This is a genomic window from Acidobacteriota bacterium, from assembly GCA_016716435.1.
Classification (GTDB): domain Bacteria; phylum Acidobacteriota; class Blastocatellia; order Pyrinomonadales; family Pyrinomonadaceae; genus OLB17.
This window is the reverse complement of sequence record JADJWI010000003.1, coordinates 754,549-776,198: the sequence shown is the minus strand read 5'-3', so window position 1 is coordinate 776,198 and position 21,650 is coordinate 754,549. Positions and strand designations below refer to the sequence as shown.

14 protein-coding genes, 1 tRNA gene and 8 pseudogenes are annotated in these 21,650 nt (G+C 57.2%); 8 read left to right on the top strand and 15 right to left on the bottom strand.

Annotated features, from left to right (window positions below; genetic code table 11):
• Positions 1 to 128: 128 nt before the first annotated feature.
• Positions 129 to 1,232, top strand: a pseudogene (locus IPM21_07000) (Fic family protein).
• A gap of 595 nt (positions 1,233 to 1,827) precedes the next feature.
• Here the strand turns inward: IPM21_07000 and IPM21_06995 are convergent.
• Both IPM21_06995 and IPM21_06990 read right to left on the bottom strand, forming a co-directional pair.
• Positions 1,828 to 2,229, bottom strand: a pseudogene (locus IPM21_06995) (PIN domain-containing protein).
• Positions 2,225 to 2,389, bottom strand: a complete 165-nt coding sequence (locus IPM21_06990) for a hypothetical protein (protein ID MBK9163647.1) — start codon at positions 2,387 to 2,389, stop codon at positions 2,225 to 2,227. The pseudogene IPM21_06995 and the gene IPM21_06990 overlap by 5 nt, the downstream one beginning before the upstream one ends.
• A 188-nt stretch (positions 2,390 to 2,577) precedes the next feature.
• Here IPM21_06990 and IPM21_06985 point away from each other — a divergent pair, with 188 nt between their 5' ends.
• The 5 genes and pseudogenes from IPM21_06985 (at position 2,578) to IPM21_06965 (ending at position 6,889) form a co-directional block, all read left to right on the top strand.
• Positions 2,578 to 2,964 carry an FAD-dependent oxidoreductase gene (locus tag IPM21_06985; GenBank protein MBK9163646.1) on the top strand — a complete coding sequence of 129 codons (387 nt, stop codon included), beginning with the start codon at positions 2,578 to 2,580 and terminating at the stop codon, positions 2,962 to 2,964.
• Positions 2,961 to 4,062: pseudogene (gene trmFO / locus IPM21_06980) on the top strand (methylenetetrahydrofolate--tRNA-(uracil(54)-C(5))-methyltransferase (FADH(2)-oxidizing) TrmFO). Before IPM21_06985 ends, trmFO begins: the two are co-directional and overlap by 4 nt.
• A gap of 74 nt (positions 4,063 to 4,136) precedes the next feature.
• Positions 4,137 to 4,866: pseudogene (locus tag IPM21_06975) on the top strand (sulfite exporter TauE/SafE family protein).
• 237 nt (positions 4,867 to 5,103) lie between these two features.
• The gene (locus IPM21_06970) at positions 5,104 to 5,967 is read left to right on the top strand and encodes a VWA domain-containing protein (protein ID MBK9163645.1); all 864 of its coding nucleotides are present in this window, start codon (positions 5,104 to 5,106) and stop codon (positions 5,965 to 5,967) included.
• A 62-nt stretch (positions 5,968 to 6,029) separates the two neighbouring features.
• Positions 6,030 to 6,889: pseudogene (locus tag IPM21_06965) on the top strand (tyrosine recombinase XerC).
• A 5-nt stretch (positions 6,890 to 6,894) separates the two neighbouring features.
• Here IPM21_06965 and IPM21_06960 read toward each other — a convergent pair.
• From IPM21_06960 to IPM21_06950, 3 genes are all read right to left on the bottom strand, one after another.
• The gene (locus IPM21_06960) at positions 6,895 to 7,644 is read right to left on the bottom strand and encodes a hypothetical protein (GenBank protein ID MBK9163644.1); all 750 of its coding nucleotides are present in this window, start codon (positions 7,642 to 7,644) and stop codon (positions 6,895 to 6,897) included.
• A gap of 70 nt (positions 7,645 to 7,714) precedes the next feature.
• Complete coding sequence (locus tag IPM21_06955) at positions 7,715 to 8,161, bottom strand: ImmA/IrrE family metallo-endopeptidase (protein MBK9163643.1); 447 nt, start codon at positions 8,159 to 8,161, stop codon at positions 7,715 to 7,717.
• Between the two features lie 70 nt (positions 8,162 to 8,231).
• A complete protein-coding gene (locus tag IPM21_06950; GenBank protein MBK9163642.1) occupies positions 8,232 to 8,783 on the bottom strand; it encodes a helix-turn-helix domain-containing protein in 552 nt (183 codons plus the stop codon).
• Positions 8,784 to 9,224: 441 nt separating this feature from the next.
• Between IPM21_06950 and IPM21_06945 the strand changes: the two genes are divergently transcribed.
• A tRNA-Thr gene (locus IPM21_06945) sits at positions 9,225 to 9,300 on the top strand.
• 23 nt (positions 9,301 to 9,323) lie between these two features.
• Here the strand turns inward: IPM21_06945 and IPM21_06940 are convergent.
• The 10 genes and pseudogenes from IPM21_06940 to IPM21_06895 form a co-directional block, all read right to left on the bottom strand.
• On the bottom strand, positions 9,324 to 10,427 hold the full coding sequence (locus tag IPM21_06940) for a glucose 1-dehydrogenase (GenBank protein MBK9163641.1): 1,104 nt from the start codon (positions 10,425 to 10,427) through the stop codon (positions 9,324 to 9,326).
• Between the two features lie 36 nt (positions 10,428 to 10,463).
• Positions 10,464 to 13,097 carry a glucosidase gene (locus IPM21_06935; protein ID MBK9163640.1) on the bottom strand — a complete coding sequence of 878 codons (2,634 nt, stop codon included), beginning with the start codon at positions 13,095 to 13,097 and terminating at the stop codon, positions 10,464 to 10,466.
• Positions 13,098 to 13,208: 111 nt separating this feature from the next.
• Positions 13,209 to 13,694 carry a YHS domain-containing protein gene (locus tag IPM21_06930; GenBank protein ID MBK9163639.1) on the bottom strand — a complete coding sequence of 162 codons (486 nt, stop codon included), beginning with the start codon at positions 13,692 to 13,694 and terminating at the stop codon, positions 13,209 to 13,211.
• Positions 13,694 to 14,714: pseudogene (locus IPM21_06925) on the bottom strand (VOC family protein). The gene IPM21_06930 and the pseudogene IPM21_06925 overlap by 1 nt, the downstream one beginning before the upstream one ends.
• Positions 14,715 to 14,737: 23 nt before the next feature.
• On the bottom strand, positions 14,738 to 16,303 hold the full coding sequence (locus tag IPM21_06920; GenBank protein MBK9163638.1) for a GMC family oxidoreductase: 1,566 nt from the start codon (positions 16,301 to 16,303) through the stop codon (positions 14,738 to 14,740).
• A gap of 17 nt (positions 16,304 to 16,320) precedes the next feature.
• A pseudogene (locus IPM21_06915) lies at positions 16,321 to 17,098 on the bottom strand (aquaporin).
• 208 nt (positions 17,099 to 17,306) lie between these two features.
• Positions 17,307 to 18,746, bottom strand: coding sequence for a S8 family serine peptidase (locus IPM21_06910; protein MBK9163637.1), 1,440 nt, complete (start codon positions 18,744 to 18,746; stop codon positions 17,307 to 17,309).
• Between the two features lie 244 nt (positions 18,747 to 18,990).
• Positions 18,991 to 19,110 (bottom strand): annotated as a pseudogene (locus IPM21_06905) (zf-HC2 domain-containing protein).
• 83 nt (positions 19,111 to 19,193) lie between these two features.
• Positions 19,194 to 19,805, bottom strand: a complete 612-nt coding sequence (locus IPM21_06900; protein ID MBK9163636.1) for a sigma-70 family RNA polymerase sigma factor — start codon at positions 19,803 to 19,805, stop codon at positions 19,194 to 19,196.
• A 51-nt stretch (positions 19,806 to 19,856) separates the two neighbouring features.
• Positions 19,857 to 20,084 carry a hypothetical protein gene (locus tag IPM21_06895; protein ID MBK9163635.1) on the bottom strand — a complete coding sequence of 76 codons (228 nt, stop codon included), beginning with the start codon at positions 20,082 to 20,084 and terminating at the stop codon, positions 19,857 to 19,859.
• Between the two features lie 160 nt (positions 20,085 to 20,244).
• On the opposite strand from IPM21_06895, the gene IPM21_06890 reads away from it, so the two are divergent.
• The gene (locus IPM21_06890; GenBank protein MBK9163634.1) at positions 20,245 to 21,567 is read left to right on the top strand and encodes an NAD(P)/FAD-dependent oxidoreductase; all 1,323 of its coding nucleotides are present in this window, start codon (positions 20,245 to 20,247) and stop codon (positions 21,565 to 21,567) included.
• Positions 21,568 to 21,650: the final 83 nt, after the last annotated feature.

Below are 21,650 nucleotides of genomic sequence, written 5' to 3'. Positions count from 1 at the left end.
TGTCGATGTCATCGACATATCCTCTCGATGTGTCGATAAAAACGCAAAACGTCGACATATAATTGAGATATGTTGATTCCGTAAACATATCGCGATGATGTGTCGATAAAAACGCGAAACGTAAACATATGCCGAACTGGGATCCAAAAACACCGTACCAGGACCTGCCTAGACTGCCGCCGGAAGCAGATATCGAGTCAAAGAATATCCTCCGGAAGTGCATTGAGGCCCGTGCCGCACTTGCCGAACTCAAACAAGCGGCCGAATTGATCCCCAATCCCTCGATACTGATCAATACGCTGCCGCTACTTGAAGCAAAGGCCAGTTCGGAGATAGAGAACATCGTCACCACGACCGATAAGCTTTTTGAGCACTTGAATAGCGAATCGAACGCCGACCCCGCGACCAAAGAAGCCCTGCGATACAGCACCGCACTGTTTCAGGGATCTCAGGCACTCGCCAAATATCCGCTTAGCACACGAACGGCTGAGGAAATATGTTCAAAGATCAAAGGTGGGAAATGCGGGTTCGCCGCGTACCCGGAACTGCCTTGGCAAACCAGACAACCGGCGAAATCATTTACACACCGCCGGTGGGTGAGGATGTACTGCGTGAACTGCTCTCAAACTGGGAGCGGTTTCTCCACAATGAAACTGAGATCGACCCACTGATTCGGCTCGCGGTCGCCCATTATCAGTTCGAAGCGATTCACCCATTTACAGACGGAAACGGACGGACAGGCCGGATCATCAACAGCCTTTTTCTGATCGAGCAACAGTTGCTGAGCATTCCGGTGCTCTACCTGAGCCGATACATTCTGGAACGAAGGGCAGATTATAATCGGCTCCTATTGTCCGTGACCCGCGACGAGGCGTGGGAAGCATGGGTCGAATTTATGCTCGATGCGGTCGAAGATACATCGCGGTGGACGACAACAAGATCGCGGGCGATCCGCTCGCTTGCCGAGGTGACTGCCGAATACGCAAAAAGAAAAATTGCCCAGAGTATATAGTTACGAATTGGTAAGCCTGATCTTCGAACTGCCTTACTGTCGCATCGGAAATGTTGTAGATAAAGGCATCGCTAAACGACAAACCGCGTCAGTTTACTTGAAGCAGCTAACTGAGATCGGCGTGCTTGTCGAGAATAATAAACTAAAGGAAAAACTCTTCATTAACCCGAGGCTGATGATGTTACTCGCTGATGAGTCGAACGTGATTGAACGGTTTTAGGATGGATCTCTCATTTCGAGAGTCTTTGGAGTTCGACCAGTATTGCGGCAGTGTTGGGCGATCCTAACTAATGCCTGCCGCTCGAACTGCTGAATGACGAGCTGAAACAATGGAGCGTTTGAGAAAATTTCGCCTTGCGTTATTGGTCGTGCTGATGGTGTCTTCGGCGGCACTTGCAGGGGCCTACTTTGGTTATGAACTTGGGTGGGTTGAGGGCAGTTCGTTTCGGGTATTCCATAGCCGATTCGATTACATCGCACAACAATTTACTTTGGTGTGTTTTTGGTCCGGATCTGGGCGATAATAACGTTATCCGAAAGTCGATTGTTTTGGCTATCGCAGATACTATCGTCCTTCGTGATCGCGTTTACGAGCTTTAGCGTCTGGAAACTTTTTGCTCAAATGACCTTTTCATTCAGTACGGAAGATGCTTTGGCAAGTATCGACACTAGGTTCTTGCCATGGATGTATATTAGCCTCGGGTCATGGATCGCGTTAGTGATCTTTCAGGCAGTGACCGTGGCCTTACGGGTTCGAAAGAGAACAAATGATTAACGTGATCGGCGGTGGGGTTGAGGCGAATTGCCTAGGTTGTTCAAGACCAACAGACCGGAAGGATTGATGATGCGGTGATCTCGTTATCTTTAGTGATGACCTCAACGACCTCACCGAGGTTTTGAAGATAGACACCCGTGGCTACAATGAGGCGGTCGTGGATCTCCGGAATCACCGTAAGGGACGAGCTTTCTTCCAAGATCCCCGCCGTGAGTGGATAAATATCGATTCGCTTGTCACTGGTAACATCAGCCAGCAGATCCTGCACACTCGGGATCGCAGATCGGCCCTTTTCGACGATGAACATCGCCTCTGCGAAAGCAATCACCGGTAACACCAGGTCGCTACTCGGTTCGCCGATTATCCGTTTGGCTTCAGCCCCGAGCAGTCCGTTGCCTTCCAGGTGCCAGATCAGAGCATGAGTGTCAAGGATTTACCTAATTGCCATTTAGCTCACGATCGTTTGGGTGCCATTCGGCAATGCGGAAGTCGCTTTCGGTCGCCATTCTTAGGCCTGTATCAGAATATTTGCCAAACTTGAGCGGAACCGATTCCTGTCCCTCTGCGGTTAATGAGTCCGCCAGGTACTTGATCAATTCCACCCGCTGCTTCTGCCGGAAGCGACCTGACTTGATCTTTGATAGCGGCTATCTCGCTTTTATGCATATGGCCTTACGGACGAATTTTAGCATAATCTCAATTGCGCGAGATTGAAAAGGACGAGGGGCATATGCCCAAAGCTATTTGGACCTTTCGTTCTATAATTGTACGAGTGAAAAAGTAATAAAATGTGATCGGCGGTGGGCTTGCGGGCGTTGAGGCGGCTTGGCAGGCGGCGGAGCGTGGGGCGAAGGTGCGGCTTTATGAGATGCGGCCGGTTCAGCAAACACCGGCGCACAGGACGGACAAGCTGGCGGAGATCGTCTGCTCAAATTCGCTGAAGACGGACGAGCCGGGCTCGGCGCCTTACCTTTTGAAAGAAGAGCTTCGCCGCGGCGGTTCGCTTGTTATGGAAGCGGCGGCGGTGACCCGCGTCCCGGCCGGTGCGGCCCTGTCGGTCGATCGCATCAAGTTTGCCGAGTACATCACCGAACGCATCGAGGCCCATCCAAACATCGAAGTCATCCGCAAAGAGGTGAAGTCGATCTCGGGGAGCGCGACACTCCTGTCCGCATGAGCGTCGCTTCGACGCGAACGAGTGCTGAAAGCGACGAATCGTCAATAGATGAGGGCGATCTCGCCGGAGGAACCGGCGATGCGGACAAGAGTGTCCGCGCTCCAAATCGAGCTCCCACGATCATCGCGACCGGCCCGCTGACATCAGACGCGCTGACCGCCGAGATCATGAAATTCACCGGCGATGACCAGCTCTATTTTTACGACGCGATCGCCCCGATCATCGCGGCGGATTCGATCGATATGTCCATCGCGTGGAAGGCGGCTCGGTACGACAAAGGCGGCTGATTACATCAATTGCCCGATGGACCGGGAGCGTTACGAGCTTTCATCTCAGAGTTGCTCGCCGCAAACTCGGTGCCGCTCAAGCGATTTGAAGAGACGCATTGGTTCGAAAGCTGCCTGCCGATCGAGGAGATAGCCCGCCGCGGCCCCGAAACGCTTCGTTTCGGCCCGATGAAGCCGAAGGGTTTGCGGCACCCGAAGACCGGCGAGGAGCCCTACGCCTGCGTCCAGCTTCGGCAAGAAAATCTGATGGCCGATGCTTTCGGAATGGTCGGATTTCAGAACCATCTTCGCTATGGCGAACAGGCCCGCGTGCTTCGCCTCATACCGGGTTTGGAGAACGCGGAGTTCTTGCAGTATGGCCAGATCCACCGCAACACATTCATCAACAGCCCCAAGATCCTCAACGAAACGCTGGCGACTAAAGCCGACCCGCGACTCTTTTTCGCCGGGCAGATCACGGGGTCGAGGGATATGTCGAATCGGTCGCGACCGGCTGGCTCGCGGGCATAAATGCCGTCCGCGTTTTGAACGGCGAGGAAATGATCACGGCTCCGCAAACCTCCGCCATCGGCGCACTCTGCCGTTACGTGTCGAACGTCGAAACCAAAAATTTCCAGCCCGTCAATATCACCTTCGGCCTGCTCGAACCGCTCCCGCCCGAGCTGCGAAAAAAATACCGGAAGAAACGCGAACGCCACATGATCCAGGTCGAACGGGCCCTAAGGATTGGGATGAATGGCTGACCACCCGGCTCCGCCCGAACGGGAACGCGGGCATCTCTGCCCGCCTGAGTGCGAAGCACCAGTCCTAGTTACGCCAGCGGTTTTCGCATAGCCACGCCGTTTATGGCGTGGTAGTTTTCGCAGGCTCGCGTTCCCGACTGAAATGGAATTCTCTTTCTTGATTATCCTCGCCGTTTTCCTTGTCGCGATGCTCTATTCCTCGGTCGGGCATGGCGGGCCAGGTTTCGGGGTATTTGGCGGTGATGGCGTTGCTTGCGGTTGCGCCGGAGGTGACGCGGCCGACGGCCTTGACGCTCAACCTTTTCGTCGCCTCGATCGCGACGGTTCAATATTATCGGGCTGGGCATTTTCGTGGCGGCTGTTCATTCCGTTCGCAATTGCCTCGATCCTGATGGCCTATCTCGGCGGCACGATCCAGCTACCGACCAATATCTATAAGATCGTCCTCGGCGTCGTGCTCGTCCTCGCGGCCATCCGCCTCGCCTGGCTTTGACGGAGACGAGGAAACGAAAGAACCGCCCGTTTGGCTTGCCCTTATCATCGGCGCCGTGCTCGGGCTTCTTTCGGGCTTGGTAGGCGTCGGCGGCGGCATTTTCCTGACGCCGCTGCTTCTCCTTCTCCATTGGGCGGGTGCGAAAAAGGCCGCCGGAGTCTCCGCACTCTTCATCTTTGTTAATTCGGCCGCCGGACTCGCCGGTGCCTGGCCCAAGATGCCGCAGCTTCCCGCGGAGGTCTATTTTTGGATCGCGGCGGCCGTCGGCGGCGGCATCATCGGTTCGACACTCGGTGCCCGCCGGTTCGATTCGATCGTGCTTCGCCGCTTGCTCGCGTTGGTGCTTGTCTTTGCGGGCGGTAAACTTATTTTCGTCTAGGCAAAGATTTCCGGCTTTCGGCAATCAAACCATATTGGCCCATGCTCGTGTTGCGCTTACGGTCATTTTCTTAATAGTCCTCGCGGCCTCGCCGCGGCGCAATCCGGGCGCAATAAACCCGAGCCGACCCCGACGCCTCGCTCTACGCCGCGAATCACCCCGGCAAGCACGCCGCCCCGCGACCGCATCGTCACCGCAACGCCGACCCCGACACCGACACCTTCCGATAACGAAGAGGTGATCCGCGTCGATTCAACGCTGATCCCGATCCCGGTCTCGGTCGTCGATAGCGAAGGCCGTGCGATACGCAACCTCCAGCTCAGCGACTTTGAGGTAAAGATCAACGGCGAACGCGTCGAGCTTGCCGAGCTGACCCGGGCCGAAACGCCAGTGCGCGTCGCATTGCTTTTTGATAATTCGGGCAGCGTGCTGAAGGCCCGCGAATTCGAGGTCCAGGCTTCGGTCCGCTTTTTCGAACGCGTCATCCGCCCCGACCGCGACCTTGCCGCACTCTTTTCCATCTCGACCATCGGCCGGCTCGAGCAGCCCTTTACTGCGGACCCGCGAGTTCTGATCGACGCCATTCGCCGCCTGCCGCCGCCCGAGGGTGCGACCGCGCTTCTCGATACTATCGAGATGGCCGCCCGCTATCTCGGCGATATAAGCGGCCGCCGCGTTATCGTCCTCGTCTCCGATGGCGACGATACGAAAACCGACACCACATTTGAACAGGCCTTAAGGCTTGCCCAATCGCTCGATTGCCAGATATTCGTCGTCCACACCACCGAATTTGAGAACTACATTCGCACCGGTTCGCGTCGCGGCAATGCCAACGTCCGTGCCCTTGCCGCCGAACGCCGTATGCAATCCTTTGCCGCACAAACGGGCGGGGCCGTTTATACGCCGATCGACGAACGCGAGCTCGACGACGCTTTCCGCCGCATCTCGATCGAACTTGCCGAGCAATACGTGCTCAGCTATTACCCCGAAGAGCTTCGTGCCACGCCCGGCGAATATCGGTCGATCGAGGTCACCGTAAAGGCCCGCCCCGATGTGACCGTCCGCGCCCGGAAGGGGTATTATGTCCCCAAGCAAAGGTAAGCTTTTTTGTGCTCAACGTCGCCTACGAACAATTTCTCCAGCACCTCAAATACGAACGAGGCATGAGCCCGCACACGCTGCGGAACTACGCCTCGGACCTTGAGCAATTTCGCGACCACCTCGTCGCGATCGAAGGGCGCGAAGATCTCCCGATCGAGCAGATCGACCGCCTGACCATCCGCGAATGGATGGCAAGGCTCGATGCGGCCGGTGCGAAAAAGACAACGCGGGCGCGCAAGCTCGCCAGCCTCCGCACGTTTTTCCAATTCCTGATCCGCGAGGGCAAGCTCGAGGCAAACCCGGCAAAGCTCGTCGCAACGCCGCGGGTCGAGCGCAAGCTGCCGTCGCACCTTTCCATCGAAGACGCTGTCCGCCTCATCGAAACGCCCGATACCGGCACCGACCTCGGCCGCCGCGACCGTGCAATACTCGAGTTTCTCTACGCGACCGGCATCCGCGTCAGCGAACTCGTCGGCATAAATTTGTCTGATATCGATTTCCGCGAACGGCTTGTCCGCGTTTTAGGAAAGCGGCGGAAGGAACGCATCGTGCCGTTTCACGAACACGCTCTTCAGGCACTGCTGCACTATCTCGAAAAGACACGGCCCGTTTTTCTGCTTGAATGTCCCGAGCCCGAACGCGACCTCGAGGCCGTTTTTCTCCATCGCCGCGGCGGGCGGATAACGACCCGTTCGGTCGGCCGCATGCTCGATAAATACATCAAGCAATGTGCGAATATTCACAATATTTCGCCGCACAGCCTCCGCCATTCATTTGCCACGCACCTTCTCGATTCCGGCGCCGATCTTCGCGACATTCAGGAACTCCTCGGCCACTCGCGGCTCTCTCGACGCAGATCTACACACAGGTCTCGATGGAAAAAATGATCGAGGTTTACGACCGCTCGCACCCAAAGGCCTGACCAAGCTATCCGCCGGTCATCCAGCGAGCGGCGGCCAGCCACGTCTCGCTTTCCATCATCGCCAATCGGATCGGATGCGACGCTATTAGCAGCAAAGCCCCGAGTGCAAAAGCCGGTTCGAGCCTGCGGTTTCGCCATGTGTCAAAGACAAGAAGGATGATGAGCATCAGGTCCGGGAAGCCGAAAAACCAAACCGGCCCAAGAGATTGAAGTGATGCGATCGGCACGCGGGCAACGGCTGCCGGCATAAAGTTAAACGCCGTAAGCAGCATCATCCGCTTGTGGATTGTTGGCTGCTTCCGGTAATAGACCGCTGCCGCGAAGAAGATCGCAAACAAAACGATATCGCCAAACGGAACGATCAAAAAAGAGAGCGGCGATATCTCTGCCGGAGCCGCAGCCGTACCAAACTTCGCCGCCGAGACCGCCGTAAGATACCCGACAACGACAAGCAACACCGCGAGAGCGATCGCGGCCATCCCGAGCTTCATGTGAACAGCGACCAATTTGCGGCGAACAAGATAGATCTGCAGTGCAAAGACGGCGATCCACGCGACCATCAGAGCGGCGTGAATGCTTGTGATCAAGCGATATTCGGAGAGGGCAGTCTGCAATTTGAAGTAGTAGGTCGGGCCGAAACCCGCAAGCGTAGCCAGCACCAAAAGCCCGAGCACAAGCAGGACGGCCTTTCTTTCGAAATTGCGTTTCTTCTGTGCGGCAGAGAACGGGAGTCCAACGGCTTCATTGATCGCCATCTGACATTATCTCCTTATATATATTCGAGATGGATTCCTGCCCGTGAGTTCGTTGGTCGAGACTATATACCTAGATCCCGTGCTTCTCAAATATCGCGAAACGCTTTTCGACCATATCGCGTTCAAAGCCGTCCTCTACCAGGCTCGCCGCCGAACTCCGCCGCAGCACGGCAAGCGGCAAAATGGCTACGAGCGCAAAGAGGTCCGCCTCTTCTTCCTTGCGGGTGGGTTTGCCGACTCCGTGATAGCTGGCCGTCTCGTTGGTGTTTGGCGCGTGCATCAGGTAGTGGGCAAATTCGTGGAACATCACGAAAAGCTTTCGCGACGGCGGGAGTTTGCTGTCGATCGCGATAAAATGTCGGCCCATCACACAATAATAGAAGCCGCTGACGCGAAGCGGCATCTCATCGACCGTGATCCGATGGCGGCGGCAGAGCCGATGAAAATCGGCCTCGGTCAGCGGCCGCCGGTTCCAGCCTCTGACTAGAGATTCGATCTTTTCGCGGAAGAAGCGCATGAGGTGTGAGAGTTCGGGTCCGTGTTTTGCAGATGCAACTATATCTCATCCTCGCAAACCAGGTCAAGAGTTAATCGCTCTTGTCGCCTTGTGCGCGGAGCGCTCGGTCAAGCACCTTTTTGGCATCGCGAACCGCATCGACCCTTTCCTCGGGCGTAAAACTTTCCCAACCCTGGAAAAAGACGACGCCGAAATCCTCCGGATACTCGCGGCCCTCGTGCTCATACCAGGCACGCATCACAGCCTGCGGCTCGCCCGTCTGGCGGACGGCGGCGATCACATCAAAATCGGGCTTTAGGTCGATCTCGCCGAGCTGCTGAACCTCCGGAGCCATTCGCTGCGAAAGCCGCTCATCGACGATCTGCGTGATGCGTTCCTCCATCAACGCCCCGAGCTCAAGCGGCCGCTCGCCCTCGGCAAACATCTTGCCCTCACCCGTCAGCAGCCAATTAAGCGAAACGCCCGTTTCACGAGCAAGCTTGATCAGCACCTCCGGAGCCGGCAGCCGGCCCTGAAAATAATTGCGGATGGTTGCGTGCGGAACGTCAATTCTTCTCGCGATTTCCGCCATCGATGCATGCCCAAAAAGCTTGCGAAGCCGCTCTACAAATTCCGTATTCATCTTTTGTGAAACGTACGTTTACCCCTTTGCTCCAAATATTAAACCCACCCGCCCCTCAAATCAACCACCCCGCCAACTCGTCTCCCCTTCTCTCCCTCCCCCGCGTCCCCACACCCTCCCCACTTCCAATTCTCACTTGCAATTCTTACCTTCTCCTCCTCTCCTCCTCTCTTCCTTTCTCCCTCCCTTCTCTCCTCACCTCCTTTTCTAATTCTAAAAAGTCGATCTCCGGGTACCCGTGTCTCCCTGCCCCGATTTCTCAACTTCCGAACGTTGTCTTCATCTCTCGCCACTCACCACTCACCACTCACCCTTGACACTCCGCCGCCGCCGAAAGTATATTTGGAAGTTCGGCGCTAACCACCCGATCTGCTCTTTTTATGTCGCCCGAGCGGCCTCGCTTCGCCTCCACGGCAACCCCGAGCCCGCTCGCCCAATCAAGCCACCCTAGCTCAGTTGGTAGAGCATTCGATTCGTAATCGAAAGGTCATCGGTTCAAGTCCGATGGGTGGCTCCATTATTTCGCGTGCATGCCCGCGATCATCCTGCTGCTACCTCACAGTAGGCTTTTATTACGCCCTTGCCGTTGGTGAGCGCGTCGAAAAGCTGATTGTAATTTTCTAGTCCATCGACCGGATGTGTTAGCAGGCGTTCGAGCCAGTCGCCGTATTCGAGCACGGCGGCGGCCATGTTTTTCGCGCCGCTCTCAAAATATTCCCGGTTCGCATTGACCGTCCCGACCATCACCCGGTTGCCGAGAACGAAGTCGAGATTGATCTTGTCCGCCGGCACCTCAACCTTTCGGTCGCCGCCGGTCACACTCGAAAGGACCAGGACGCCGTTCTTTTCGAGCGCCTGCATCGCGTCAAAGACGATCGGCGAAAACCCTGTCGCTTCAAAGATGATGTCAAACGCACCGTTTTTAGCCGCGAAGTCCTGAACAGCGATGTCCTCGGTCGAAACGTACCGAGCTCCAAGTTCCTCGATGAGGTCCGAGTTCAGATACGGCCGGGGCGAGTGTCCGAACGTGACCACTTCGATCCCTTTCAGCCGGAGCACGAGCGTTGCCAGCAGCCCGATGGTCCCCGCTCCGAGCACGGCTGCACGCCGCGGCCGCCAAACGCGAAGCCGCCGCTGTATCTCATAGGCCTGTGTGATGCCCTTCTGCACTACGGTCATCGGTTCGAGCAGAACGCCGACGTTCTTCAAACCCCGCGGGATCTTCACCACAAACTCGGCATCTTCTACGTAGTATTCCGAAAGAAACCCGTGCCGCAGATTGATGCCGCGTTCAAAGTACTGATCGTCGGTCGTCATGTCGTTCGTGCCGATCAGGTCATAGATGCTGCCGCCCGGCCGTCTTACCGTCGCGACGACATAGTCGCCGGGCTTGAGTTCGCTGACCGCCGGCCCGACCGCCTCGACCACACCAAAGCCTTCATGTCCGATGACGAGAAAGTCTTCGCCTTCGGGTGCCGCACCATACTCGGCGTTGTTGATCTCTTTGTCCGTACCGTCAACCCCAACGCGGAGCACCTTCACCAAAACTCCTCGCCCATTCGGCACGTCTTCGACCGATGGCTTTGGCATTTCTACCAAATGAACTGAATCCGGAACGCCCGGTTTAACTGCTATTGCTTTCATGTTCGTTTTGTCCTTATTTCGATTTCGGTCTATCGCTCATTCGCCGCTTTGCTGTAAGAGCTTTGCTACCAGTCCCGTCCACCCCGTCTGGTGGCTTGCCCCAACGCCGCGGCCATTGTCGCCGTGAAAGTACTCATAGAACAGCACGTGGTCGCGGAAGTTCGGGTCCTCCTGCATCTTCCGGTCGTTGCCGAAAACCGGCCGCTTGCCCGTGGCATCCTTCAAGAAGATATGTGAAAGCCGCCGCGAGAGTTCCTGCGAGACTTCCCAGAGGTTCATCATCCGCCCCGAGCCCGTCGGGCACTCAACCCGCAGGCCGTCGCCGTAGTAGTGGTGAAATCGTTGAAGAGATTCGATCAACAGGTAGTTCACCGGAAACCAGATCGGCCCTCGCCAATTCGAGTTGCCGCCAAAGAGCCCGCTGGTCGATTCGCCCGGTTCGTAATCCACCCGATGCACTTCGCCTTTGACCCGCATCTCAAACGGCCGGTCGAGGTGGAAACGCGAGAGCGCCCTAACGCCGTGCGGTGAGAGGAACTCATTCTCATCGAGCAGGACCTTGAGCACACGTTCGAGCCGTTCGCGGTATGCGACCGCCAGCAGGCGACGCTCGCCCTCGCCCGGCGTCTTCATACATGAGACGTTGCCGATCAGGTCGGGCCGGTTCTCGATGAACCAATAGAGCCGCCGTTTGAAATCGGGGAGCCGATCGAGCACTTCCGGCTCGATCGTACCGACCGCGAAGAGCGGTATCAGCCCGACCATCGACCTTACTTTGAGCGGCGTATTGCCGTCGCCGTGAAAATGCAGAACGTCGTAATAAAAACCGTCCTCCTCGTCCCAAAGCGATATGCCTTCGTCGCCAAGCCGGTTCATCGCGTTCGCAATGAAAAGGAAATGCTCCCAGAACTTGCTGGCCAGGTCTTCATAGGTGTCATCCTCGGCCGCAAGCTCCAGAGCGATCGCGAGCATATTCAGGCAGTACATCGCCATCCAGCTTGTGCCGTCCGATTGGGCAAGCTTGCCACCGGTCGGCAGCGGCCTTGAGCGGTCGAAAACACCGATATTGTCGAGGCCCAGAAATCCGCCTTCGAAGACGTTATTGCCCTCGGCGTCCTTCCGGTTGACCCACCACGTGAAGTTGAGCAGGAGTTTCTGAAACACACGAGCGAGAAACTTGCGGTCGCCTTTGCCGGTGCGTTTCTTGTCGATCTGGTAAACGCGCATCGCGGCCCAGGCATGCACCGGAGGATTCACATCACCGAACGCCCACTCGTAGGCCGGTATCTGCCCATTCGGGTGCATATACCATTCACGGAGCATCAGGATGAGCTGCCGTTTTGCAAAGCCGGCATCGACCAACGCCAGCGGAATGCAGTGAAATGCCAGGTCCCAGTCCGCATACCACGGATACTCCCATTTATCCGGCATCGAGATGACGTCCGCGTTAAAGAGATGTCCCCAGTCGCTATTGCGGCCGCTCTTTCGCGACTCCGGCGGAGCGGGCATCGCCGGGTCGCCCGCGAGCCATTCGCGAACCACGTAATGATAGAACTGCTTCGACCAGAGCATCCCGGCAAATGCCTGCCGCTGAACATTCGCAGCATCGGCGGAAAGTCCTGCCGGACTTAACCCGTGATAAAACTCATTGGCCTCGGCCTCTCGCTTATCGAATACGCTTTCGAAATCCTTGAACGGATCTGTAGCGCCGCGTCGCTGTTTCGACAGCCGAAGCCGGATCGAGACCTCGCCGCCGGCAGGAACGGTCTGTCGGAAGCTGACCGCCGCTTTCGTCCCGCGCTGCTGCGGGTTTACCGCATCGGCTTCGCCGTTGACAACATATCGGTGAAAAGCATCCTTCACATAGGGCGTGCGGTTGGGCGAGCCGTAGAGCCTTTCGGTGTTCGTTTCGTTTTCGGTAAAGATCGGCTCGGCGTCGTCCGCCTCGAAATGTAGTTCCCAATCGCCGAGCAAAGGCGACCGCGACAGCATCTTCCCGGGCGCTGTAAGCTCCAAGCTCTTTCCTTCATCGATACCGTTCCACGACCACGTATTGCGAAGCCAAAGCGTCGGGAGCAGCGTCAGCTTCGCATCCTCAGGGCCGCGGTTCGCGGCAGCTATTCGGATCAGGATGTCGTCAACGCCTGCCTTTGCGTATTCGACGAAGATGTCGAAGTATCGGTCTTCGTCGAAGATACCCGTGTCCAACAGCTCGAATTCCATCTCGCCGCGGCCGCGTTTCTTGTTCTCTGCCAGAAGCTGCTCGTAGGGAAATTCTCCCTGCGGATACTTATAGAGCATCTTCATATAGGAGTGCGTCGGGGTCGAATCGAGGTAATAGTAGAGTTCCTTTACGTCCTCGCCGTGGTTGCCCTCGCTTCCCGTCAGGCCAAAGAACCGCTCCTTGAGGATCGGGTCGCGGCCGTTCCACACCGCCAGCGAGAAACAAAGCTCCTGATTGCGGTCTGAGATACCGGCGATGCCGTCCTCGTTCCAACGGTAGGCTCGCGAACGCGAATGATCGTGCGGAAAATAGTCCCAGGCGGAGCCGTCGGCGCTGTAGTCCTCGCGAACCGTTCCCCACGACCGCTCGCTCAGATATGGCCCCCAACCACGCCAGTCCTTCTTTCTTTCGTCGGCCTCCTTAAGGCGTTTCGCTTCTGCTTTCATCACGTCACCAATTCCTGCTCATTACCGCTTTATTCCTTTCGGCAGGCTGAGACCGAAAATAAAAAGGGAGCGACATAGCCGCCCCCAATTTGCTCCACTGTTTCTTGCGGATCAGCCCTTTTTCACCGGCGGCTTTGTTTTAAAGGCCTCCCAGTTCTTGTTCGCGTTCTCGATGCGTTCGCTCTGCTTCTTTTCCCAGGTCGCCTTTACGTCCATGTTGTAGTTCAGATACAGCTTACCATCTACGATCTTCCATGCTTCCGGGTCGCCATCGGCGGTGTAACCTTCCGATACCGCATACGAACAATAGCCGCCATATTGCGGGGCATAGCGTTCAGGTTCGGCCTGAAAGGTTTTCATATTTTCTTCGGATGAAAAATACCAGGTAACTCCATTCCAAACGTGCTTGAACCTCGGATCACCCTTGGCGGCCGAACCAACCACAAAGTAAGCGACCGCGTCGTAGCCTTCAAGCGCCAGGCCGTCCGCGGATGCATTGAATCCGAGTTGCGTGTTTTGCTTGGAGCATGCTCCGATAATTGCTGCAGCCGCGATCGCCGCCGTAAGGATCAATATTCTCTTTCCCGTAACGATCATTATTTTATCTTTTCTCCAACTTCAATGATTCTGACGGCGTGCCCATCCGGGTCACGCACCGTCGCCGCACGGCTAAAGCCCAGCGGACCGTTTGGTATAGATACCGTTCCACTCGAAACATATTCCGCTTTCAGCATCTCGACGAAGGAAGTACTGTCCGCAGCGAAGCTCGTCTGCCAGTGCCAGAGGTCATTCGCAGCGGAGGCCTTGCGGATACGGTCTGCCCGTTCGCGGTGCAAGGTACTCGAGAAATTCGACCGCGATCCCTTCCTCAGGCGTTGCTAGTCCCGTGATCCGAAGCCTTGCCCCGAAGACGTTATTGAGCCGTTCCTGCTCCGGGCCATAATTCATACTCTCGCCCGCAACGCGGAGCCCGAGCTTATCGCCGTAAAAGCCAAGGCTCCGGTCCGTATCGCTCACTGCGATCGCCGTGTGGTCTATGCCGAGGAAAAGCCGGCCGCTTTTTGCCAGCCGGTGCCATTTCTCTTTTCCCTTGTCCGGCGGAAACCCGAGCACCTCAAGGACGTGGCCGTCCGGGTCCTTGAAATAGAAAGCCCGAATTCCGGCCGCCGGCTTGATGTAAACGGGCAGTGTCTGCGGCCCGGTCGAGGCATGCTCCACCTTTTTCGCACGCAGAAGTGAATACGCTTTGTCCATGTCGGAAACGATGATCGCGACATGCTGGAACCAAAGGTCGTTGCTTCGCGAGCCCTGCGGGATCGGCCTTCCGCGGGGCGTCAGGAACTCGGTCAGTTCTATTACCTCGTCGCCGAGCCTGAGCCGGACGATGCGTGACCTCGCCCCAAAAACACCCGTCAGCAGTTCGTACTCGCGTCCATGGATCTCCGTATCGCTTTCTACTTCGAACGTCAGGACACCGCGATAGAAATCTATTGCTTTGTCCATATCTGAGACCGTAAAGCCGACCGACTCGATCTTTCTGACCGGCATCGCCTCGGCCGAAGCGATTAGGGCGATCAGCACGGTCAAAGCGCCGAAGGACCATCGAATTCGCTTCATATCGTTGTGGATCCTGTGTTGCATTACCCGATCCTTTCAAGAATATGGCGGCCCACACGAAGGGCATTCGCCATTATCGTAAGAGCCGGGTTAACGGCCGAGCTCGATGGAAAGAATCCGCCGTCGACAACGTAGAGATTATCCAGATCATGTGCCTTGCAGTTGCGGTCGAGCACGGATGTCGCCGGGTCATCGCCAAACCTCACCGTACCGTTCTGGTGGGCAACACCTTCGAGCGGTATCTGCTGCCCAAGGTAAAGATTTCGCGAAAAAAGCCCCTGATGGCACTCGTGGCCGTGCATCTTGCAGGCCCGCTGGCTTTTCATAAGTTCCTTCAGCTTTGCCTGCAGCCGTTTGTGCGGCTCTACATTGTTTGGTGTGTAGGCGAGAACGATGTCGCCCTGCCGGTTCAGCGTTACGCGATTCTCCGGCCGCGGCAGGTCCTCGGTCGTCAGCCAAAAGTCGAGCGAATGGCGGGCCATCATATCGAGTGTGAAGCCGGGCGTGATCTTCGGCGCACCGGCCGAAAGCGTAACGCCATCGAGCTTGCCGACGAACGAGATATGGCCCATCGGATAGGGAAACTCCGGCGTACCGAAATAGAAATCATTGACGCCGAGTGTCTTTTGAAAGACCGTCGGGTTCGGGCATTTTGAGACTGCGAGCAGGACCGAATTAACGTGTCCCATATAGTTTCGCCCGACCTGGTCGGAGCTGTTCGCCAGCCCGTTCGGGTGCCTGTCGTTCGCCGAGCGAAGCAGCAACGCAGCCGAATTTATCGCACCGGCAGAAAGCACGACGATGTTCGCTGAATACGACTCGATCTGGCCTTCGCGTTCGACCACGACCGCGGTAACGCTTCTTCCGGCCGCGTCCGTCTCGAGCCGAGTCACTTTGGCGTTCGTGAGCAGCGTCACGTTCGGCCGCTCGGTCGCATGGTCAACACCGCAAACCTGCGAATCGGATTTCGCATTCAAAAGACAAGGAAAACCGTCGCAGGTCGCGCACCGGACGCAGGTACTCTTCCGGTCATTCTCTTTTATGCGGATACCAAGCGGCACGTGAAAGGGCCGAACGCCCGCGGCCGCAAAGTCTTCCGCAAGCTCCGCGATCCGCGGCTCATGGCTAACCGCCGGTGCCGCGTATGGGGCTGATGCCCATGGCTCGGTCGGGTCCTCGCCGCGGTTTCCGTGCACGTCGTACATCTGCTCGGCCTGGGTATAAAATGGCTCGAGTTCGTCGTAGGCGATCGGCCATGCCGGCGAGATGCCGTCGTAGTGTTTGAGCTCGCCGAAGTCGCGTTCGCGCATCCGGAAAAGAGCGGCTCCGTAAAACTTCGTGTTCCCGCCGACGTTGTAGTTGGTGTGCGGATGGAGCGCCTTGCCGTTACGGTCGTACCAAACCTCTTTTGTGTTGTACTTGCCCTCTACGTTGACCGCCCGCGAGTTCCAGTTGTCCGGCTCCCGCTTTACGTAATCGCCGCGTTCGAGGATGAGTATCTTCTTGCCGGAAGGCGCAAGCTTGCGCGCGAGCGTCCCGCCGCCCGCTCCGGTTCCGATGATGATCAAGTCGTAATGTCCGTTCGTCATAACAATTCTCTTAAGGCTCAGAAAAGCCCTGCCGCAGCCTTTGCAAACCGCCTGTCCTTCGTAATTTCGATCGCTTCGGGCCCCGCCTCGTGGTAGCCGCAGTTGAAAATGCAGAGTGAACGGCCCGTGTGGTCGAGCTTTGCGCAGAGCACCCTATGAAGCCCGCGACTCCGCGCATACACCTCGGCCGCGGCAAGCATCGCTGCCGGCGGTGCCGTGAAATAGATCCACCATCCTTCCCAGCTTCCCGCAACAGCCGCCGATGCGAACGTCCGTGCCGGATTCATACTCATCCCCGAGACCGGTGCTTCGATCGCGATATAAAGAGCGACCAGCGTTCCCGGCGATGAACGGCGTCAGCCGTGACCATCTCATCGAATTTGAGATAACAAGGATGACCGTCATTTGAGTAAATGCGATCAGGAACTCACCCGCCGCCGCGGCCCAACCGCCGTAGATCCCCGGCACCGTCACAACAAAATTCACCGTTGATGCAGAAAGAAGATCCCCGAAGGTCAACCAAGCAGCAAAAACGCCGATCACGCCTCCGGCAAAATGTGCCGCGACGTAAAAAGCGGCGTCGGTTCCGCTGATTTTGCCGAGCCGATAGAACGCGAGTGTCACCGCCGGATTGAAGTGAGCCCCGGAACGCTTTCCCCAAGGTGAGGTGATGATCAAGATCGCCGTCAGCCCCATCGCAATGCCCATCAAAACCCCGCGTGCTGTGCCTGAAACCCCGGCCGCTGGCGACGCCGGATGAAAGAGCAGCACACCAAACGTGCATGCCAAGAACATAAATGTCCCGAGGCACCATGCCTCGATAAAGTATTCCGGAACATGTTCCCTTGCGATGGAAAGCGTTCTGCTCACGACCTCGAAATCACCCGCGCCGTCAGCTTTATTCCATAGTTGCGTTTAAATGAAGAACGCCGGCTGAGGCTGAAACAACCGGCGTCCTATTTGAGCGATCTTGCAGTTTCGCTTTGTTGATCTCGTGCGGCGATCAGGCGATCTCGAGGATCGAGTTAAAGCCGCCAAATCCATCGTCTTCCTTTCGGCCGTGCGTCGAATCCTCTACCCAGCGGACACCGTCCACAAGGAACTTGTAACGGTATCGCCCCGCGGTCGGCACCGGGATCGAGGCTTGCCAGAGCCCGTTGTTCGTGCGGTCAAAGCGTGTTGCCTCGCGGTCCCAGCCGTTCATATCGCCGGCGAGCGAGACCTCGCGGGCAAGGTCGTCGTGGAAACCAAAAACGACCCGCGAGCCCGCGATCCGCGGCGGGCAGAGCGTCCCGTGCGGCAAGGCGTGCTGCTCCCGGCGGGCCCGCCTCACCGCCGCCGCTGCGTTGATGATGCCAAAGCCCTGCCTTATCGCCGGCTGTCCGCCGAGCCGCGTTGCTGTCGAAACCAGAATGTCTTTGATCACGGCCGGCCCGAGCTTCGGGTTTGCCTCAAGCATCTGCGCGATCAACGAGGCTGTTATCGGTGCCGCGAATGAAGTTCCGTCAACGTGCTGGTAATGCGTCGAAACGATCTTGCGCTTCTCCATCTCGCGTTCAACGGCGATCCGGGCGGTCGCAACATCGGTCGAGAGCAGATACTCGGGCAGCCCCGCCGCGTCCCAATGCTTTATGAAGCTCTCGCGAAAAGCGTAGTCGGGCTGAGGCAGCATTTCAGTTAGCCGCTCTGCCACCCGATATTCCTCCGTATGCGGCAGGATCGGTGCGGCGACGAACATCGCCGGTGCGATCACCTCGGGCTTGATGTGGCCATCCGCCGTTGATCCGAAGCTCGAATGGTATAACCCGAATTGATCGCGATCTTTTTGATTCTCGTCCGAATATCCGCCGACAGTTATGACCGAAGGCGCACTTGCCGGCGGGATCGACCGCCGCTCGCTCGAATTTCCGGCCGCAACCACGACGGCCACTCCGGCCCGTACAAGCTGCTCGGCCAGTTGGTTCACCCGGCTCTCCTTGAGGACAAGGTCGCAGTCCCCGCCAAGCGATATGTTCAGCACTCTGATCCCGAGCCGCGTGTGATTCTCGAGTATCCACTCCAGCCCGCGTTCGATCTCTGCATCGCTGATGCTTCCCGCTCGTGAGACCTTGACCAGGACCAGTTCGCTCTCCAAAGCAAGGCCTCTGTAGGTACCTTCCGAAAGCTTGCCGTCTCCCGCACAAACGACCGCCGTTTGCGTGCCGTGCCACTGATATCCCTCAGACCTTTCCGGCCGAAGCTCCGGCTCCTCGCCGGTTACGTCGAAAAACTCAACGATGCGGCCCGCGATGTCCGGATGCGGATAGAAACCCGAGTCGAGAAAAGCGATCCTTACACCGCGGCCCGTAAGGCCCTTGTCCGCTCCCAGCTTTTCGTGTATCGGAATGGTCGAAACTCTGTTCGTTGTGTGCCTATGGCCGTGAATTACTGCTGCGTCTCGCATCACGTTTCTCCTCCAACGGATTATCACGTGATGGCCTGATTTAATTCCAAAGGGACGCGGGAGTATTGAACCGGGCAAGTGACGGCTGTCCGGGCGAGCGGTCTCAGCCGAAGAAGAGGAAGGTAAATGCGGCAAGCGGGGCGGCCGAGCGTAGTGCGGCCTTGATGCGTTCGCGGGCCGGCTCACTTAGTGTCCCCTCAAACAAAGCTTCCTTTTCGTCGCTGTTCATTAGGTCGATCGCCGAACTAAGAAACTCGGATTGCTCAAGGTAGCGTTCACACGGGCGGCAAGCGACCAGATGAAGCCTTAGGATGATGCGTTCGCGAAGCCCGAGCCGCCGGTCGAGCGACTGCGAGATCAGCATCGCGATCACCTTGCAGGGCGGAAGCCGCCGAAGCAGAAAGCGGTTAAATTCACGCCGCAATTTTTGTCTCGTCGTCATTTCCATTATTGCGGCCTCATGAACCAGTTAAGCTCGATGCATCGCCGCAAAGACATTCTCGCACGATGCATTATCACCCAAAAGTTGCTTTCCGAGATGCCGAGCACATCGCAGACCTCGCCGGTCTCAAGTTCGTCCATTTCACGAAGGCTGAACGCAGCGGCTGTCCTCTGCGGCAGCTTGGCCACGCAGTCGTTAAGCACGCCGAAAAACTCGCTTTCGGTCACAGCATCCTCCGGCGAACGCTTCCATATACGCGGGCTTAGCGTGTCGCTCCAGTGGTCCTTGAACTCGTCATCCCGCTCGAAAAGCGGGTCAAAGTCCGAAAGGTCCGTCTCGGCCGGGTCAAGCATTACCTCCCGGCAGCTTTTCCTTATTATATCGACGATCTTGTTCCGCAAGATGCCCGTCAGCCACGTCCTTTCAGATGCCCGACCGCCAAAGGTGTTCAGATTTTTCAATGCGGCGAGCAGCGTTTCCTGCACCGCGTCCTCGGCACGGCATTCGTCGTGGAGCCGCACGAACGCGTAACGGAAAAGGTAGTCGCCGTGGTCATCGACCCATTTTCCGGGATCGATATTCCACGCGACAGTACTTGTTTCGGCCCTGTCTTCCATTGCCGATGGTCCCGCACTCTCGTCAAATATCGCGGCTTGCCGAACCATTTTCTACCTCTTTATACTCCTCCGGATCTCTTCCTTCAAATACTCGGGAGCAACATTGCTTTCGACTGCACGCTTCAGTGCGGACCGAACGCGGTCGTATTCCATGAACTCGGCGAACGACACCTGCCGCGAACTGTGGCCGGGCTCTAGCCGATAGATCGCCGCCCGCTCCCGTAAGTAAGAGCCCGCCCCGTCTATTCCGTTGCCGCCTATTTCGCTGTTATTGCTCATTGTTTCCCCGTGTTTATGGTTTCGACTCGCGTCCTCACCCGAACTTAATCATGCGGGCCCGCCGAAATATTCCAAATTCTTTTGCCTCGGCTGATGGAATAAAGGTGCTGCCGCACGCGATGTGATAGTTCCGGCAGAGGTCTGCCGTGAGAGCTTTAGAATGTCAAACAAGAAAAGAATCGTGATCCTTGGAAGCGGCTTCGGCGGGATGTACGCCGCACTCGAATTTGACCGGACGATCGCACGCAGTGCAGATATAGAAGTAACGCTCGTTAACCGCGAAAACTTCTTTCTCTTTACGCCGATGCTCCATGAGGTGGCAGCCAGCGACCTCGACATCACGCATATCGTCAGCCCGGTCCGCAAGCTGCTGAAACATGTGAACATCTTCAACGGCGATGTTGAGTCGATCGATGTCGTGAACAAAGTGGTTTCCGTTTCGCATGGCAAGGACCCGCACTTTCACGACCTGAAATACGATCACCTCGTCCTCTCGCTCGGTTCGATCACGAACTTCTTCGGCAACAAGGGTCTTGAGGAGAACGCACTGACGATGAAATCGCTCGGCGACGCGATCTACCTTCGCAATCATCTGATCTCGAATCTCGAGGAAGCAGATTTCGAGTGCTGCCCGAACGTCCGCGAGCCCCTGCTCAATTTTGTCGTCGCGGGCGGCGGATTTGCAGGAGTCGAGACCATCGCAGGGATCAATGATTTCCTCCGGGCCGCCATCCGTTTCTACCCGAACCTGCGCGAGGATATGCTCCGCGTCGTACTCGTCCATGGCGGCGACGTGATTCTCCCCGAACTCAGTCAGAAGCTCGGCGAATACGCCGCGGAAAAGCTGATGGCCCGCGGAGTCGAGATCAAGCTCGGCACGCTCGTTTCCGGTGTCGATGGCAACGAGGTGACGCTGAGCACCGGCGAAACCATTATTTCCAACTCGGTTATTTGGACGGCCGGAACGGCGCCGAACCCGATGCTCGGCCCCCTTCCCTGCGAGAAGGACCGCGGCAGGCTCTGCACCAACGAATTCCTCGGCGTCCCCGGCTTTGAAGGCCTCTGGGCCGTAGGCGATTGTGCCGCGATCCCCAAGGCAGATGGCAAGTTTCACCCGCCGACCGCACAGCACGCGATGCGCCAGGGTAAGGCCGTCGCCCGCAACATAATTGCCGCGATCAACGGCGGCACCCCAAAGCAGTTCAGGTTCGAAACCCTCGGCCAGCTCGCCGCTCTCGGCCGCCGCACCGGCGTCGCCCAGATAATGGGCTTCAATTTCTCCGGCTTCTTTGCATGGTGGCTCTGGCGGACGATCTATCTGATGAAGCTTCCGCGTTTCGAGAAAAAGCTTCGCGTCGCAATGGATTGGACGCTCGACCTCGTCTTCAAGAAGGATCCCGTCCAGTTCCTCACGCTCCGGGCCCCGACCGTTTCGTCGCCTTCAGACGCCAAGGAGGAACGGATCCTAAAAGCAGCCGCCTAAGCGAGCCGGCTGCATAAAAGCGGAACGACAAACCCTCACGAAAAAAATCTGTAAGGAATCGCTCGGCTCTCCGACTAACGGTT

Coding starts and splice junctions, on each gene's coding strand:
- IPM21_06960 (MBK9163644.1), bottom strand. CDS start 7,644: ATGGCGATCAATGAAGCCGTTGGACTCCCGTTCTCTGCCGCACAGAAG.
- IPM21_06955 (MBK9163643.1), bottom strand. CDS start 8,161: ATGCGCTTCTTCCGCGAAAAGATCGAATCTCTAGTCAGAGGCTGGAAC.
- IPM21_06950 (MBK9163642.1), bottom strand. CDS start 8,783: ATGAATACGGAATTTGTAGAGCGGCTTCGCAAGCTTTTTGGGCATGCA.
- IPM21_06940 (MBK9163641.1), bottom strand. CDS start 10,427: ATGAAAGCAATAGCAGTTAAACCGGGCGTTCCGGATTCAGTTCATTTG.
- IPM21_06935 (MBK9163640.1), bottom strand. CDS start 13,097: ATGAAAGCAGAAGCGAAACGCCTTAAGGAGGCCGACGAAAGAAAGAAG.
- IPM21_06930 (MBK9163639.1), bottom strand. CDS start 13,694: ATGATCGTTACGGGAAAGAGAATATTGATCCTTACGGCGGCGATCGCG.
- IPM21_06920 (MBK9163638.1), bottom strand. CDS start 16,303: ATGACGAACGGACATTACGACTTGATCATCATCGGAACCGGAGCGGGC.
- IPM21_06910 (MBK9163637.1), bottom strand. CDS start 18,746: ATGCGAGACGCAGCAGTAATTCACGGCCATAGGCACACAACGAACAGA.
- IPM21_06900 (MBK9163636.1), bottom strand. CDS start 19,805: ATGGAAGACAGGGCCGAAACAAGTACTGTCGCGTGGAATATCGATCCC.
- IPM21_06895 (MBK9163635.1), bottom strand. CDS start 20,084: ATGAGCAATAACAGCGAAATAGGCGGCAACGGAATAGACGGGGCGGGC.
- IPM21_06890 (MBK9163634.1), top strand. CDS start 20,245: ATGTCAAACAAGAAAAGAATCGTGATCCTTGGAAGCGGCTTCGGCGGG.